The organism is Pseudomonas sp. P4_C8, assembly GCF_056401975.1.
Genome location: NZ_JBFUIH010000002.1, coordinates 71,957 through 85,263 on the forward strand (window position 1 = coordinate 71,957; position 13,307 = coordinate 85,263).

Genomic DNA, 13,307 nt, shown 5'->3' on the forward strand with positions numbered 1-13,307 from the left:
CTGCGATTTAGTGAAAGCACCGCAAAAAAAATGTGGGAGTGAGCCGGCTCCGGGCGGCGTTCCGACGATAACGGTAGAACAATCAACATGAGCGTTGAATGTTAAACAGCTATCGTCGGAACGCCGCCCRGAGCCGGCTCGCTCCCACATTTCGATTTGCGTCAGATTACTGAGCGTGCGCCCACGGCAGAATCGGAATCGCCGTCACCGCATTCTGCGGGCTGCCTTCGATCAAACGATCGCTGTAGACCAGGTACACCAGCGTATTGCGTTTCTTGTCGAGAAACCGCACCACCTGCATGGTCTTGAACACCAGCGATGTGCGCTCCTTGAACACCTCATCGCCATCCTTCAGCTCACCCTTGAAGCTGATAGGGCCGACCTGACGGCAAGCGATAGACGCCTCGGCGCGGTCTTCAGCCAGCCCCAGACCACCCTTCACACCACCCGTCTTGGCGCGCGACAGGTAGCACGTCACGCCATCGACCTTCGGATCATCAAACGCCTCGACGACAATACGGTCGTTGGGGCCGACGAATTTGAACACCGTTGATACCTGGCCAATTTCCTCAGCCGAAGTCAGCAGCGGCAATGTCAGCAACAGACCCAATATTCCTTTTGCCACACGCATTCAGGTATTCCCTCAGACCAGAATCAGGTTATCGCGGTGAACCAGTTCCGGCTCAGCCATATAACCCAACAAACCGACAATCGCCTCAGACGACTGACCGATAATTTTTTGCGCTTCCAGCGCACTGTAGTTAGCCAGGCCTCGGGCGATCTCGCGACCATCTGGCGCCACGCACACCACCATTTCGCCACGACGGAAGCTGCCCTGAACCAGTTTGACACCCACCGGCAGCAAACTTTTATTATCCTGAACCAGCGCCTTCACCGCACCACCATCCAACACCAGCGTGCCACGGGTTTGCAAATGCCCGGCCAACCACTGCTTACGCGCCGCCAGCATGCCACGCTCAGGCGAGAGCAAGGTGCCGATGCGCTCACCCGCCTTCAGGCGATCCAGCACGCGCTCAATACGTCCGCCGACGATGATGGTGTGCGCCCCAGAACGGGCCGCCAGACGCGCAGCACGCAACTTGGTCTGCATACCGCCACGCCCCAACGCACCGCCAGTACTGCCCGCCACCGCATCCAGCGCCGGATCATCGGCGCGAGCTTCGTAAATCAGGTTGGCATCAGGGTTGTTGCGCGGATCAGCGTCGAACATGCCATCGCGATCCGTGAGAATCACCAGCAAGTCGGCCTCGACCAGGTTGGCCACCAGCGCCGCCAGCGTGTCGTTGTCGCCGAAACGGATTTCGTCCGTCACTACGGTGTCGTTTTCGTTGATCACCGGGATCACTTTCAATTCCACCAGGGCGCGCAAGGTGCTGCGAGCATTCAGGTAACGCTTGCGGTCGGACAAGTCATCGTGCGTCAGGAGAATCTGCGCGGTGTGCCGGCCATGCTCGGCAAAGCTCGATTCCCAAGCCTGCACCAACCCCATCTGACCGATGGCGGCAGCAGCCTGCAACTCGTGCATCGCACTGGGTCGTACGGTCCAGCCCAAGCGGCTCATGCCCGCAGCTACCGCCCCGGAAGACACCAACACCAGTTCGACGCCAGCCTCATGCAAAGCCACCATCTGCTCAACCCAGACACCCATTGCTGCGCGATCCAGGCCTTTGCCGTCCGYCGTCAGCAAAGCGCTGCCGATCTTCACGACCCAACGCTGCGCACCTGTCACCTTGCTCCGCATCATCTTCAACCTTAGCTTGAGGGCAGCACGACCCAGCGCCGCCCGTAACGTTATTCGTGACTACCGATTTCCAGATACTAAAACGCCGCTCGATTGAGCGGCGCTTAGATAGCCGGTCTGCCAGCGATGATAACACCGCGATCAGACAGATAAACCGCCATCGCGGGCAAGGACTGGGCGTCCCCCCACCCCTACAGAATCAGTCACGCACGTAAATGATTTCTGGACCGTCTTCGTCATCCACATCTTCCTCGTCCCAATCATCGTCGCCGATGTCATGGACCGACTTGACGCCGCTGCGACGCAGGGCACGCTGGTCATCCAGGGCCTGCAGCTGAGCACGGGCTTCGTCTTCGATGCGCTGATCGAGTTCGGCCAACTCTTCCTTGTAAGCCGGGTCGTTAGCCAGGCGATCAGCACGATCTTCCATGTAACGCATGATGTCGTGGCACAGACGCTCGGTACCGAGCTTGGAGATAGCCGAGATGACGTAGACCGGACCGGTCCACTCCAGACGATCAACGATTTCCTTGACGCGAGCGTCGTGCTCTTCTTCAAGGATCTGGTCGCACTTGTTCAGCACCAACCAACGATCACGCTCAGCCAGGGACGGGCTGAACTTGGTCAGCTCGCTGACGATCACTTCAGCAGCATCCGGTGCGCTGGTGTCATCCAGCGGCGCCATGTCCACGAGGTGCAGCAGCAAGCGGGTACGCGACAAGTGCTTGAGGAAACGAATCCCCAGGCCGGCGCCATCGGAAGCACCTTCGATCAGGCCCGGAATGTCCGCGACCACGAAGCTCTTCCAGCGATCGACGCTGACCACACCCAGGTTCGGCACCAAGGTGGTGAACGGGTAGTCGGCGACTTTCGGCTTGGCGGCCGATACCGAGCGGATAAAGGTACTTTTACCGGCGTTCGGCAAGCCCAGCAGACCGACGTCAGCCAGCACTTTCATTTCCAGCTTGAGGTCACGCGCCTCACCCGGCTTACCCGGAGTGGTCTGACGCGGAGCGCGGTTGGTACTGGATTTGAAACGGGTGTTACCCAGACCGTGCCAGCCGCCGTGAGCCACCAACAGCTTCTGACCAGCCTTGGTCAGGTCGCCGATCACTTCCTGAGTGGCCGCATCGATGACGGTGGTGCCGACCGGTACGCGCAGCACCAACTCTTCACCTTTCTTGCCGGTGCAGTCGGTGCTGCCACCGTTGGAACCGCGCTCGGCATCGAAGTGACGGGTGTAACGGTAGTCGACCAGGGTGTTGAGGTTTTCGTCGGCGATCATGTAGACCGAGCCGCCATCACCACCGTCACCGCCGTTCGGGCCGCCGTTTTCAATGAATTTTTCGCGACGGAAGCTCATGCAACCGTTGCCGCCGTCACCGGCCTTTACTCGAATCGATACTTCATCAACAAACTTCATAACAAAACGCCTCTCGCCATACGGACGAGCCGAAAAAATCTAGACATAAGACTCTTGCAAAAATGAGCGCAGCGACCTCAATCAACGACCGCAAAACCTGCGCTGGAGCCCATCACAAACAGCTTTGCAAGAGACTCACCCCACAAACGAAAAAGCCCCGTCGCAAGACAGGGCTTTTCCAGCAACCACGTAATTATGCCGCGACGACGTCAGTCTTCGGGACAATGCTTACGTAACGGCGGTTGAAAGCGCCTTTTACTTCAAACTTGATCACGCCGTCGATTTTAGCGAACAGAGTGTGATCTTTACCCATGCCAACACCGTAACCGGCGTGGAATTGGGTGCCGCGCTGACGCACGATGATGTTGCCCGGAATGATAACCTGGCCGCCATACATCTTCACGCCAAGGCGTTTGGCTTCTGAGTCGCGACCGTTACGGGTACTACCACCAGCTTTTTTGTGTGCCATGAGTCAATTCTCCTAGTGAGGAATTAGGCTGAAATTAAGCCTGAATACCGGTGATTTTGATCTCGGTGTACCACTGGCGGTGGCCCATACGCTTCATGTGGTGCTTACGACGACGGAACTTGATGATGCGGACTTTATCGTGACGACCTTGGGAGATCACTTCAGCCACAACGGTAGCGCCAGCAACAACTGGAGCGCCGATGTTCACGTCATCGCCATTGGCGACCAACAGAACGCGATCAAAAGTAACGGATTCGCCGGTAGCGATTTCCAGTTTTTCGATCTTCAGGTATTCACCTGGGGCGACCTTGTATTGCTTGCCACCAGTAACAATTACTGCGTACGACATGGTATTTCTCCGATAATCCTGCTCACCCAGCTCTTTATAAGAAGAGGTATTGGCTGGCATGGCTGCATATGGCTGGAAGGCCGGTTTGCAATTGCGTAAGGCAGGTGCTGCCCAGGAAGTTCAGGGTGCGCGATTGTACGCAAGCTACCGGGGCGATGCAAGAGGCCGTCCATCGCGCCTTGACACTCGCCGACGTGGGTCCTAGCATGCCGCGCAACCCTTCTGGAGCAACTGTCGCTGATGCAACCCCAAGCTTTCTACCGCGCGGTGGCGGACGATTTTAGCGCCGTCGACGGCATCATCAAGAAGCAGCTGACTTCCCGAGTGCCGCTGGTATCGAAAATCGGCGATTACATTACCTCGGCGGGCGGTAAACGCCTGCGCCCTTTATTGGTGTTGCTGTGTGGCAAGGCGCTGGGCCGCGAAGGCGACGACCTGCGCCTGCTGGCTGCGACCATCGAGTTCCTGCACACCGCCACCCTGCTGCACGACGATGTGGTCGACATGTCCGGCATGCGCCGTGGCCGCTCGACCGCCAACGCCATGTGGGGCAACGCACCGAGCGTGCTGGTCGGCGACTTCCTCTATTCGCGCTCCTTCGAAATGATGGTCGAACTGGGCTCCATGCCGGTCATGAAGATCCTTTCGCAAGCGACCCGCATCATCGCTGAAGGCGAAGTGTTGCAGCTGTCAAAGGTCCGTGACGCCAGCACCACTGAAGAAACCTACATGGAAGTCATCCGCGGCAAGACCGCGATGCTCTTCGAAGCTTCGACCCACAGTGCCGCCGCTCTTTGCGAAGCCCCTGCGGAACAGGCTGAAGCCCTGCGCACCTTTGGCGATCATTTGGGCGTGGCCTTCCAACTGGTCGACGACCTGCTGGACTACAAAGGCGATGCCGAAACCCTGGGCAAGAACGTCGGTGACGATCTGGCCGAAGGCAAGCCGACCCTGCCGCTGATCTACACCATGCGCGAAGGCACGCCGGAACAGGCAGCCCTGGTGCGCAAGGCGATCCAGAAAGGCGGTATCGAAGACCTGGAAAGCATCCGCGAAGCGGTAGAAGCCTCTGGCTCGCTGGAATACACCGCGCAACTGGCCCGTGATTACGTTGCTCGTGCGATCAAATGCCTCGACGCGCTGCCTGCCAGTGAGTATCGCGATGCATTGGTTGAGCTGAGTGAGTTTGCGGTCGCGCGTACCCATTGATACGCCCTCTGTAGGAGCTGGCTTGTCGGGTCGCCGCATCGCAGCGAAGGCGGTGTTTCAGACACACCGCGTCGCCTGGTTCGCCGGCAAGCCGGCTCCTACAGGAAAGCGGCACCGCAGCGTTCGCCGGCAAGCATCCCGCCCCTCTCCCGCCTAAAACCCTATATAATGTGCGCTTTTTAGCCATCCTGAATTCAAGGAGCTTTAGTGAGCACGTTGCCACCCTGCCCAAAATGCAACTCCGAATACACCTATGAAGACGGCGCACAGCTGATCTGCCCCGAGTGTGCGCACGAATGGTCTGCCAGCGGCGAAGCCGACGTGGCGTCCGATGACACCGTGAAAAAGGATTCGGTAGGCAATGTCCTGCAGGACGGCGATACCATCACCGTGATCAAGGACCTGAAGGTCAAAGGCACGTCGCTGGTGGTCAAGGTCGGCACCAAGGTCAAGAACATCCGCTTGTGCGATGGCGATCACGACATCGACTGCAAGATCGACGGCATCGGCCCGATGAAACTCAAATCCGAGTTCGTCAGAAAAGTCTGAACTGGCTGTATTCCATCCCACGCCTTGCGTGGGATGGTGCTTCGCCCTCTTCCCGCTTTATCCCGCCTACACGCGCAATATCCAAACGCCAGCCGTTTTGACCTGACGCAAGCTTTACCCGGAAAAAAGCACAAAGCGCCAATAGGCCCTTGCTATTTGATGAATAAGAATTATTCTCATTGAAACCCATTCAATGGAGATAAGACATGACTTATTTGATCGATGCCTGGCTGGACCGCCCACACCCTTACCTCAGGATCCTGCATCGGGAAACCGGGGAAGTCTGTGCGGTGCTTGAAGAAGAAGCCTTGAGCGAGCTGCAGGATCAGGGGGATCTGGACGTCAGCGACTTGAGTTCCAGCGAGCCGGTGGTGCTCAAGGAACTGGTGCGTAATCTGTTTCTGTTCTGCTACGCCCGGGCGTTGCGCCCATCGAGTGAACTGCACCACAAGATCGAAATATGAGACAGCACAAAGAACTGTGGGAGCGAGCCTGCTCGCGATAGCATCACCGCGGTTTCACAGGAAAACCGAGTTGACCGCATCGCGAGCAGGCTCGCTCCCACATGGGTATTACAGAACGTCGAGCAGTTCGACGTCGAATACCAGTACGCTGTGCGGCGGAATGCTGCCAACGCCTTGAGCGCCGTAAGCCAGTTCGCTCGGCACGTACAGACGCCATTTGCTGCCGGCGTTCATCAGTTGCAGGGCTTCGGTCCAGCCAGCGATCACGCCGCCAACCGGGAATTCTGCCGGCTCGCCGCGCTCGTAGGAGCTGTCGAACACAGTGCCGTCGATCATGGTGCCGTGGTAGTGAGTGCGCACTTGATCTTCACGGGTTGGCTTGGCGCCTTCGCCGGCAGTCAGCACTTCAAATTGCAGGCCGGAAGCCAGGGTGGTGATGCCGTCACGCTTGGCGTTTTCAGCCAGGAAAGCCAGGCCTTCGCCAGCAGCGGCTTGAGCTTTGGCAGCAGCTTCGGCTTGCATGATTTCGCGGATCACCTTGAAGCTCGCGGACATTTCTTCCTGGCCAACACGGCTTTCTTTGCCGGTGAAGGCGTCAGTCAGGCCAGCCAGGATCGCGTCCAGGCTAACGCCCGGTGGCGGGTTGTCGCGCAGCTGGTCGCCCAGCTGACGGCCAATACCGTAGCTGACGCGGGTTTCGTCGGTGGACAGATTTACTTCGGACATGACATTGCTCCGCTGTGCGGACGGCTCAGGAACTCGCCGTGCTCGCACAGCGCATCCCGGAGCGCCCGGAACCAAAAGGGCCAGCAGACTAGCACAGATGTCATTGCGTTGATGAGAGCCTTCAGAGATGCCAGGCAGAACGGAAGGCTATCGGCACCTTCAGGCTTTCCCCCACGTTCGCACCCTGCCCGCACATTTCATCATGAACCGAGGCGTGAACAAGGTTGAAGGGTAAGGAAGGAAAGTCATGCAACACTTCACGAGCATGCTCGACCGAGCGCAGTTGAAACATATGGTCGTGAGCATCACTCAGCGGATACGCGACACCATGCATACGCGCCTCCAGCAGGTAGATCCCGCCTTCCATGGAGATCAGATTCAACTCATCGACCTTCCCTGCGATGGCATAAGCGCGTAGTTCAACAAGGTTCATGAATGCACCTCATACAGTGGCGAGCCAAGACTACTTACAGGGATAGGCCTCGGCGAATCAAAGTACAAGCCAGTAATCACACCACCTGTCCGGTTCGACCAAATACCCTTGTACGAGCCTGGCTTGCCAGCGATGGCATCAACTTGGTCTGACGATAAACCGCGGTGATGCCATCGCTGGCAAGCCAGGCTCCTACAGGGGGGGTGTACGAATCAGTGCTTGGTCAGCTTGTCCAGATAGCCCATGGCAAACGCCGACACGACGAACGTCATGTGAATGATCACGTACCACTTCAAATGCTCAGGATCAACGTTCTTGGCGTCCATGAAGATCCGCAGCAGGTGGATAGAGGAAATCGCCACAATGGAAGCGGCCACTTTCATCTTCAGAGAAGATGAATCCATGGTGCCCAGCCAGTTGAGCTTTTCCTTGTGGTCATCGATGTCCAGTTCAGAGACGAAGTTCTCGTAACCGGAAATCATCACCATCACCAGCAAACCGCCCACCAGCGCCATGTCGATCAGCGACAGCAGCACCAGAATCAGATCCGATTCTGCCATCGAGAAAACGTTAGGGATAACGTGGAAAACCTCCTGGAAGAACTTCAGCGCCAGCGCCAGCAGACCAAGGGATAGCCCGAAGTAGATCGGCGCCAGCAGCCAGCGGGAGGCGTACATTGCATTTTCGATAAAGCGTTCCATTGAATCTCACACGTGGGTTGAAAATGGCCGCGAGTATACCAGCCACCTGTCTACACCCAGAAGCAGCCAGAAGCAGCCAGAAACCGTCGAAAAATCCGCTACCTGCGCGTGTGCCACAAAGTTTTTCTGCTAGTGTCCAGACTATTGACTGCTCAGCGATGTCGGACAGGAAGACTGGAAAATGGATGTGCGATTGCCTTTAACGAGTACCGGCATTTGCCTGATCCTGCTGATGAGCGGCTGCTCGCCAAGCGAGGACAAGCGTCAGGTCAGCCTCGAGGAAAAAACCGCACAGTTCGAGCAATCGCTGGATCAGATCCAGGACCCGAAGCTCAAGGACGCGGTCTCTGAACTCGGCGGCTCACTCTTGTTGCTCGAACGTGCGCAACTCAAGCTCGACAGTAAACCGGTGGAAACCGAATACGGCGAAGACGCCCTCGCCGTGCTCAAGCACTACCCTACGCCCCAGGCTCTGGTCGACACCTACATCAATGGCCTGTTCGTGCTGCACAAGGATTCAAGTTCCGATTACCTGACAGATCTGCAACCGGTATTCCCCTTCAACTTCAGTATTCCGGCGGCGTTCCTTTTCCCCCATGGTCTGGAATGGCAATCGGTGACACTGAACAACAAACGGGTCATCCCCTTCCAGCCCGAATGGTCGGAAACCGATCCCGGTATTCAGTTCAGCCCATCGAGTTCCAACCTGACCAGCCCCGATGACCTGACGGTGACCTACCCCTTCATCAACGGCCTGGATGTGGACAAAAAAAACCAGCCGCAACCGGTGAGCGTGCAAGGCAAAGTCGAAGTGATCGCGCCACGCCGGCTCTACAGCTTCGACCTGACCAAAAAGGATGTCGGACAGACGCGCACCAACGACAACCTCAGCGTCACCCTGTTGAAGCTAGAAAAGAACTACGCCGAAATTGAATACAGCAACAACGCCCCACTGCCCCCCGAAGTCGCTGAAACCCGGTTGATCCCACTGATTGTTCAGGCCAAAGACACCACAGGGCAGTTCCTCTCGCGCGCAGGCTCGATCAACGAAACCGCCACGCAAATTGCTTTCTATCAAAAACAACTGGCGAAAATGCAGCAGCAGAAGGCCTGGAGCGACGCGTTCGAACAACAGCTCAATGAAGAACAGCGCACGTTCGAGCAGCAGCAGGGACAGCATTATTCCAAGGTGTACTTCAACGGGCCGATCGAGACCCTTGAGGTCAGCCTGTTGGACTTCTCGGCTGCCACCATAACCCGCAAAGACCTCAACCTGCCGATACGCCGCTTCGACCCGCACACCACGGGAAAAACCATCCCGCCGCTGAGCTTACCGGTGGTGGTGTATGACGATCAGACGCCGAACTGGCTCAAGGGCGCGACACTGAGTGAGGAACAGCTGAAAAAAAGCATCAACGTCATTCAGTCCGTGGAGGACCCGAGCGCCGCGCGCATCGAATTCGATCACCCCAGAAGCTTCAATGACGAGTTGCTCGGCAGCACCTTCAGCCCCGGCGATAGCCCGCTCAGTTTTTTTACCGCGGACAGTAGCGGCAAACGCGATGAGCCAATCGAACTGCCATCGCAGGCGTATCAGGTTGACCCTCTACGCGGCACGATCACTTACGACCTGAACCTGTTTCCACAAACGCCAGYGTACGCCGTGGGCTCCATGCCGTTGTTTCTGGCCACGATCGAGAAGCAGACGCTCGACACCCGGAAATTGCCCAAGGGCCTGGAGCTCAAAGGCAATGCGCTGGTGGTGGATTTAAAGCTGTTCCCTGCGCAGGACTGGCGATTTTTTGCCAAGGACGACAGCGGGAACTATCTGAAAGAGATTCTTGCGGTCACGCATCACGCAAGCGCCGAAGGCCCGGCGTTATTCGAGGTGCATTACTTTTATGGTCAGCCGACACACCTGGAAAGCTATCAGCGCACCGAACTCACCACCGTGCAATATGGTTTCGAGGTCCAACTGTCCAAGGCTGATCCAAGTGAACTTGATCAATAACCCGCTCAGTGATCGGGCCGGTACTCGAAGCCACCGAGATTGCGGCAACGGCCACCGTTGATTTCCCGCAGTTGGGCTTGCAGGTGCAGGCACCAGATTTGTGGATCGTCGGCCAGTTCGTAGCCGTGCAGGGTCAGGCTTTCAACGATGGTGTCGAGGATTGATTCAGCCACGATAGGACCATGAAACGGGCCTTGCGCCTTGATGGCCGAGGGCTGCTCGCCGGCCATCCCGGCGGCGAAGAGCAAGGTCCACATGCCCGTATCTCCCGCCAGAGGGCGGATGGCACACTCGATACGGGTTACAAGGCCCAGGCATTGACGGGTGAGGCAGAGGTTGCGCGACATGGCGGCGACCCTCGGTAGATCTGGTATTCAGCCCCCACATAGGAACTGTCTCGATCCAGTGATTACTGTCGATATCCTTGAGCAGAGAATAGAAGAAAAGTCCGCACCGTACGTCAGGCGAGACCAGAAGGCGCCGAATGGTCATTGTGTGAAGCTTGACGTCAGAGTGATGGCACTTTTTCATGCTGCACCCGATACAAATGTGGGAGTGAGCCTGCTCGCGATAGCGGTGTGTCAGGCAACAATGATGTCAACTGACACTCCCTCTTCGCGAGCAAGCTCGCTCCTACAGTGGATCCGTGTGATCCGCTTAATTGTTTGCGTCAGGCCGGTTTTGTTTCTGCCAACGCCTCTTGCGCCATCTCTTTCTCGGCTTCCTTGAGATCTTCTTCGCTGATCATTTCCGCGATCACGCGCAATCGTTCCACCACCCGCGCATTGACGCTGCCTTCCGGAAACTCGCCATTCTCATCCGGCGCACCGGCAGGCTCGCCGACCAACAGGCTCAAGGCCTCGTCCGCCTGACGCACCGCGTAAACATGGAACTGCCCCGCGCGCACCGCCGCCAAGACCTTCTCGTCGAGCATCAACGTGGCAACGTTCGCTTGCGGAATGATCGCCCCTTGCTGACCGGTCAGCCCGCGCGCTTCGCAGAGCCGGAAGAAGCCTTCGATCTTCTCGTTGACCCCGCCTACCGCCTGCACTTCGCCGAACTGGTTGATCGAACCGGTAATCGCAAAGCACTGCTTGAGCGGTGTTTTCGACAAGGCCGAAATCAGCGTACAGGCCTCGCCCAGCGACGCACTGTCGCCATCGACATAACCGTAGGACTGCTCCAGGGCGATGCTCGCGGAAATGGCCAGCGGGAATTCCTGGGCGTAACGACTGCCCAAGTACCCCGTGAGGATCATCACGCCTTTTGAGTGAATCGGCTGCCCGAGGTTGACCTCACGCTCGATGTCGACAATGCCACTGCCGCCCGGATACACCGTGGCGGAAATACGAGCCGGCACACCGAAGGCCGAGTCGCCGACTTCCAGCACCGTCAGCCCGTTGCACTTGCCGACGGCCGCGCCATCGGTATCGATCAGGATAATCCCGGCCAGCATGTCGTCGAGAATCCGCGCCGAGACGCGTCCGGTGCGGGTCGCCTTGGCCTTGAGCGCACGCTCGATGTGTCCCGCGTCGGTCATTTCATCACCGGCCAGGTGGCGAATGAAATCCGCTTCGCTGACCAGCTGGAACAGATCACCGATTCGCGCCGACAAACGCTCCTGGTGCTCGGCCAGGCGCGCGCTGTAGGTGGCCAGACGCGCCACGGCATCCGCCGTCAACGGGGCCATGCCTTCTTCGGAGGTGCGGGTTTTGAGCAACTGGGCGAACTGCTCTAGGCTCTCGTCGACCATCGGGATGTCTTCGTCGAAGTCCACCAGGACGCGGAACATCTCCTGGAAGTCCGGATCGAGGTCTTGCAGCGTGTAATACAGCTGACGAGCACCGATGATGACGACTTTGACCTGCAACGGGATGTGTTGCGGCGTCAGGGTCACGGTGGCCAGACGGCCCAGTTCACCCAATGGCGATTCCATTTTCAACTTGCGCGATTGCAGGGCGCGCTTGAGCGCATCCCAGACGAACGGCTCGCTGAGCATTTTTTCCGCTTCAAGGATCAGAAAGCCGCCGTTGGCCCGGTGCAAGGCACCCGGTCGCAGTTGCCGATAGGTCGTGTACAACGCGCCCTGATCGGTGCTGTATTCAATGCGGCCAAACAGGTTTTCATAAGTCGGGTGCGGTTCGAACACCACCGGCGCACCGCCGCTGGCCGAATGCCCGACCACCAGGCTCGGTGCGTATTGCTCTTCCAGCAGCTTGCGGGCAATCGCGTCGGTCTTGCTGTCGTCCACCAGTTGCTCGACCACCGTTTTCAGCAGGTAAACCTGCATCGCCTGCAGGTAACCGCACACGGCTGCGTTCTCGGCGTACTTCTCCGACAAAGGCGACAGCAACGGCTGCAACGCCAGCGTGATGGTTTCTTCGTTGAGGTGGCGCAGTTGATTGCTCGACTCACGCTTCCATTGCGGCAGGCTGGCGAGTTCTTCGTTCAGACGCTCTTCCAGGCCGGAAATGTCCTCGTGAAAACGTTCGCGATCGGCTTCCGGCAACTGGGCGAATTCCGCTTCATCCAGCGCTTTGCCTTCGCTCATCGGGGTAAAGGCGATGTTGCTCGCGTCGCGGTACAGGGCGACTTCTTTTTCCAGGGCCAGACGCTCGATGACGTCCAGCGCCTTGTCGTAGCGTTGGTTGAAGGCGCGGTCGATGGCGCTTTTCTTCTGCTGGTAGGACGGGTGTTCAAACACCGCCGGAAAGGTCGCCAGCAGGTTGTCGATCAAGCCATTGATATCGCCGATGAAAGCGCCCGCGGTGCCAGACGGCAATTCCAGGGCGCGTGGCTCGCGCGGTTCATCGAAATTGTTGACATAGACCCAGTCCGCCGGGGTCTGCAGGCGCTTGCCTTCGGCTTTCAGGTAACGTTTGACGAACGAGAACCGGCCGGTGCCTGGCTCACCCATGACAAAGACGTTGTAACCGGGGCGTGGCATGGCCACACCGAACTGCAAGGCTTCGACCGCACGTTCCTGGCCAAGCACACCGCGGAAGGGCTCCAGATCATTGGTGGTAGAGAAGCTGAACTGTTCAGCGGAAAACGGACGGGTCAGCGCTTCGGGCGCTAGACGCAAGCTGGCAGCAACAGGATCAGGCATCGGGCTTCCTTACATCAGGCGGGGCAGATAGCGGCATTCTGGCGCTGCCCATACCTCACTTGCAAGGCGCACCTCCAGCCAAAGCATAGACAAACTGCCATC

Annotated in this window: 14 protein-coding genes; 4 read left to right on the forward strand and 10 right to left on the reverse strand. The window is 58.0% G+C overall.

The genetic code is table 11. The annotated features are described in order from the left end of the window. Nucleotides 1-166: 166 nt before the first annotated feature. The 5 genes from AC1DWM_RS01545 to rplU form a co-directional block, all read right to left on the reverse strand. Entirely contained in the window at nt 167-631 is a 465-nt protein-coding gene (locus tag AC1DWM_RS01545; protein WP_223515498.1) for a CreA family protein, read from the reverse strand. 12 nt (nt 632-643) lie between these two features. Next, nucleotides 644-1,762 (reverse strand): glutamate 5-kinase, encoded by a 1,119-nt coding sequence (gene proB, locus AC1DWM_RS01550; protein WP_477794538.1) that lies wholly within the window; start codon nt 1,760-1,762, stop codon nt 644-646. Nucleotides 1,763-1,961: 199 nt separating this feature from the next. Further along, complete coding sequence (gene cgtA / locus AC1DWM_RS01555; RefSeq protein ID WP_008037904.1) at nt 1,962-3,185, reverse strand: Obg family GTPase CgtA; 1,224 nt, start codon at nt 3,183-3,185, stop codon at nt 1,962-1,964. Nucleotides 3,186-3,378: 193 nt separating this feature from the next. Beyond that, the gene (gene rpmA, locus AC1DWM_RS01560; protein WP_007943982.1) at nt 3,379-3,654 is read right to left on the reverse strand and encodes a 50S ribosomal protein L27; all 276 of its coding nucleotides are present in this window, start codon (nt 3,652-3,654) and stop codon (nt 3,379-3,381) included. Nucleotides 3,655-3,688: 34 nt separating this feature from the next. Then, a complete protein-coding gene (rplU, locus tag AC1DWM_RS01565) occupies nt 3,689-4,003 on the reverse strand; it encodes a 50S ribosomal protein L21 (protein WP_003176051.1) in 315 nt (104 codons plus the stop codon). 240 nt (nt 4,004-4,243) lie between these two features. Between rplU and AC1DWM_RS01570 the strand changes: the two genes are divergently transcribed. The 3 genes from AC1DWM_RS01570 (at nt 4,244) to AC1DWM_RS01580 (ending at nt 6,225) form a co-directional block, all read left to right on the forward strand. Beyond that, nucleotides 4,244-5,212, forward strand: a complete 969-nt coding sequence (locus tag AC1DWM_RS01570) for a polyprenyl synthetase family protein (RefSeq protein ID WP_223515496.1) — start codon at nt 4,244-4,246, stop codon at nt 5,210-5,212. A gap of 207 nt (nt 5,213-5,419) precedes the next feature. After that, entirely contained in the window at nt 5,420-5,761 is a 342-nt protein-coding gene (locus AC1DWM_RS01575) for a zinc ribbon domain-containing protein YjdM (RefSeq protein WP_046028563.1), read from the forward strand. 206 nt (nt 5,762-5,967) lie between these two features. Then, complete coding sequence (locus tag AC1DWM_RS01580) at nt 5,968-6,225, forward strand: PA4570 family protein (RefSeq protein ID WP_477794486.1); 258 nt, start codon at nt 5,968-5,970, stop codon at nt 6,223-6,225. A 108-nt stretch (nt 6,226-6,333) separates the two neighbouring features. Here AC1DWM_RS01580 and AC1DWM_RS01585 read toward each other — a convergent pair whose 3' ends face one another. The 3 genes from AC1DWM_RS01585 to AC1DWM_RS01595 form a co-directional block, all read right to left on the reverse strand. Then, nucleotides 6,334-6,951, reverse strand: coding sequence for an FKBP-type peptidyl-prolyl cis-trans isomerase (locus AC1DWM_RS01585; RefSeq protein ID WP_477794487.1), 618 nt, complete (start codon nt 6,949-6,951; stop codon nt 6,334-6,336). A 121-nt stretch (nt 6,952-7,072) separates the two neighbouring features. Beyond that, complete coding sequence (locus tag AC1DWM_RS01590; protein ID WP_223515487.1) at nt 7,073-7,384, reverse strand: DUF6482 family protein; 312 nt, start codon at nt 7,382-7,384, stop codon at nt 7,073-7,075. A 212-nt stretch (nt 7,385-7,596) separates the two neighbouring features. Continuing rightward, on the reverse strand, nt 7,597-8,085 hold the full coding sequence (locus AC1DWM_RS01595) for a TIGR00645 family protein (protein WP_027924206.1): 489 nt from the start codon (nt 8,083-8,085) through the stop codon (nt 7,597-7,599). Between the two features lie 181 nt (nt 8,086-8,266). Between AC1DWM_RS01595 and AC1DWM_RS01600 the strand changes: the two genes are divergently transcribed. After that, nucleotides 8,267-10,096 carry a hypothetical protein gene (locus AC1DWM_RS01600; RefSeq protein ID WP_477794488.1) on the forward strand — a complete coding sequence of 610 codons (1,830 nt, stop codon included), beginning with the start codon at nt 8,267-8,269 and terminating at the stop codon, nt 10,094-10,096. A gap of 5 nt (nt 10,097-10,101) precedes the next feature. On the opposite strand, the gene AC1DWM_RS01605 is transcribed toward AC1DWM_RS01600, so the two are convergent. Both AC1DWM_RS01605 and AC1DWM_RS01610 read right to left on the reverse strand, forming a co-directional pair. Continuing rightward, nucleotides 10,102-10,443 (reverse strand): PA4575 family protein, encoded by a 342-nt coding sequence (locus tag AC1DWM_RS01605; protein ID WP_223515467.1) that lies wholly within the window; start codon nt 10,441-10,443, stop codon nt 10,102-10,104. 323 nt (nt 10,444-10,766) lie between these two features. Beyond that, entirely contained in the window at nt 10,767-13,205 is a 2,439-nt protein-coding gene (locus tag AC1DWM_RS01610) for a Lon protease family protein (protein WP_477794489.1), read from the reverse strand. Between the last annotated feature and the right edge of the window lie 102 nt (nt 13,206-13,307).

Coding starts and splice junctions, on each gene's coding strand:
- AC1DWM_RS01545 (WP_223515498.1), bottom strand. CDS start 631: ATGCGTGTGGCAAAAGGAATATTGGGTCTGTTGCTGACATTGCCGCTG.
- cgtA (WP_008037904.1), bottom strand. CDS start 3,185: ATGAAGTTTGTTGATGAAGTATCGATTCGAGTAAAGGCCGGTGACGGC.
- rpmA (WP_007943982.1), bottom strand. CDS start 3,654: ATGGCACACAAAAAAGCTGGTGGTAGTACCCGTAACGGTCGCGACTCA.
- rplU (WP_003176051.1), bottom strand. CDS start 4,003: ATGTCGTACGCAGTAATTGTTACTGGTGGCAAGCAATACAAGGTCGCC.
- AC1DWM_RS01570 (WP_223515496.1), top strand. CDS start 4,244: ATGCAACCCCAAGCTTTCTACCGCGCGGTGGCGGACGATTTTAGCGCC.
- AC1DWM_RS01580 (WP_477794486.1), top strand. CDS start 5,968: ATGACTTATTTGATCGATGCCTGGCTGGACCGCCCACACCCTTACCTC.
- AC1DWM_RS01585 (WP_477794487.1), bottom strand. CDS start 6,951: ATGTCCGAAGTAAATCTGTCCACCGACGAAACCCGCGTCAGCTACGGT.
- AC1DWM_RS01590 (WP_223515487.1), bottom strand. CDS start 7,384: ATGAACCTTGTTGAACTACGCGCTTATGCCATCGCAGGGAAGGTCGAT.
- AC1DWM_RS01595 (WP_027924206.1), bottom strand. CDS start 8,085: ATGGAACGCTTTATCGAAAATGCAATGTACGCCTCCCGCTGGCTGCTG.
- AC1DWM_RS01605 (WP_223515467.1), bottom strand. CDS start 10,443: ATGTCGCGCAACCTCTGCCTCACCCGTCAATGCCTGGGCCTTGTAACC.
- AC1DWM_RS01610 (WP_477794489.1), bottom strand. CDS start 13,205: ATGCCTGATCCTGTTGCTGCCAGCTTGCGTCTAGCGCCCGAAGCGCTG.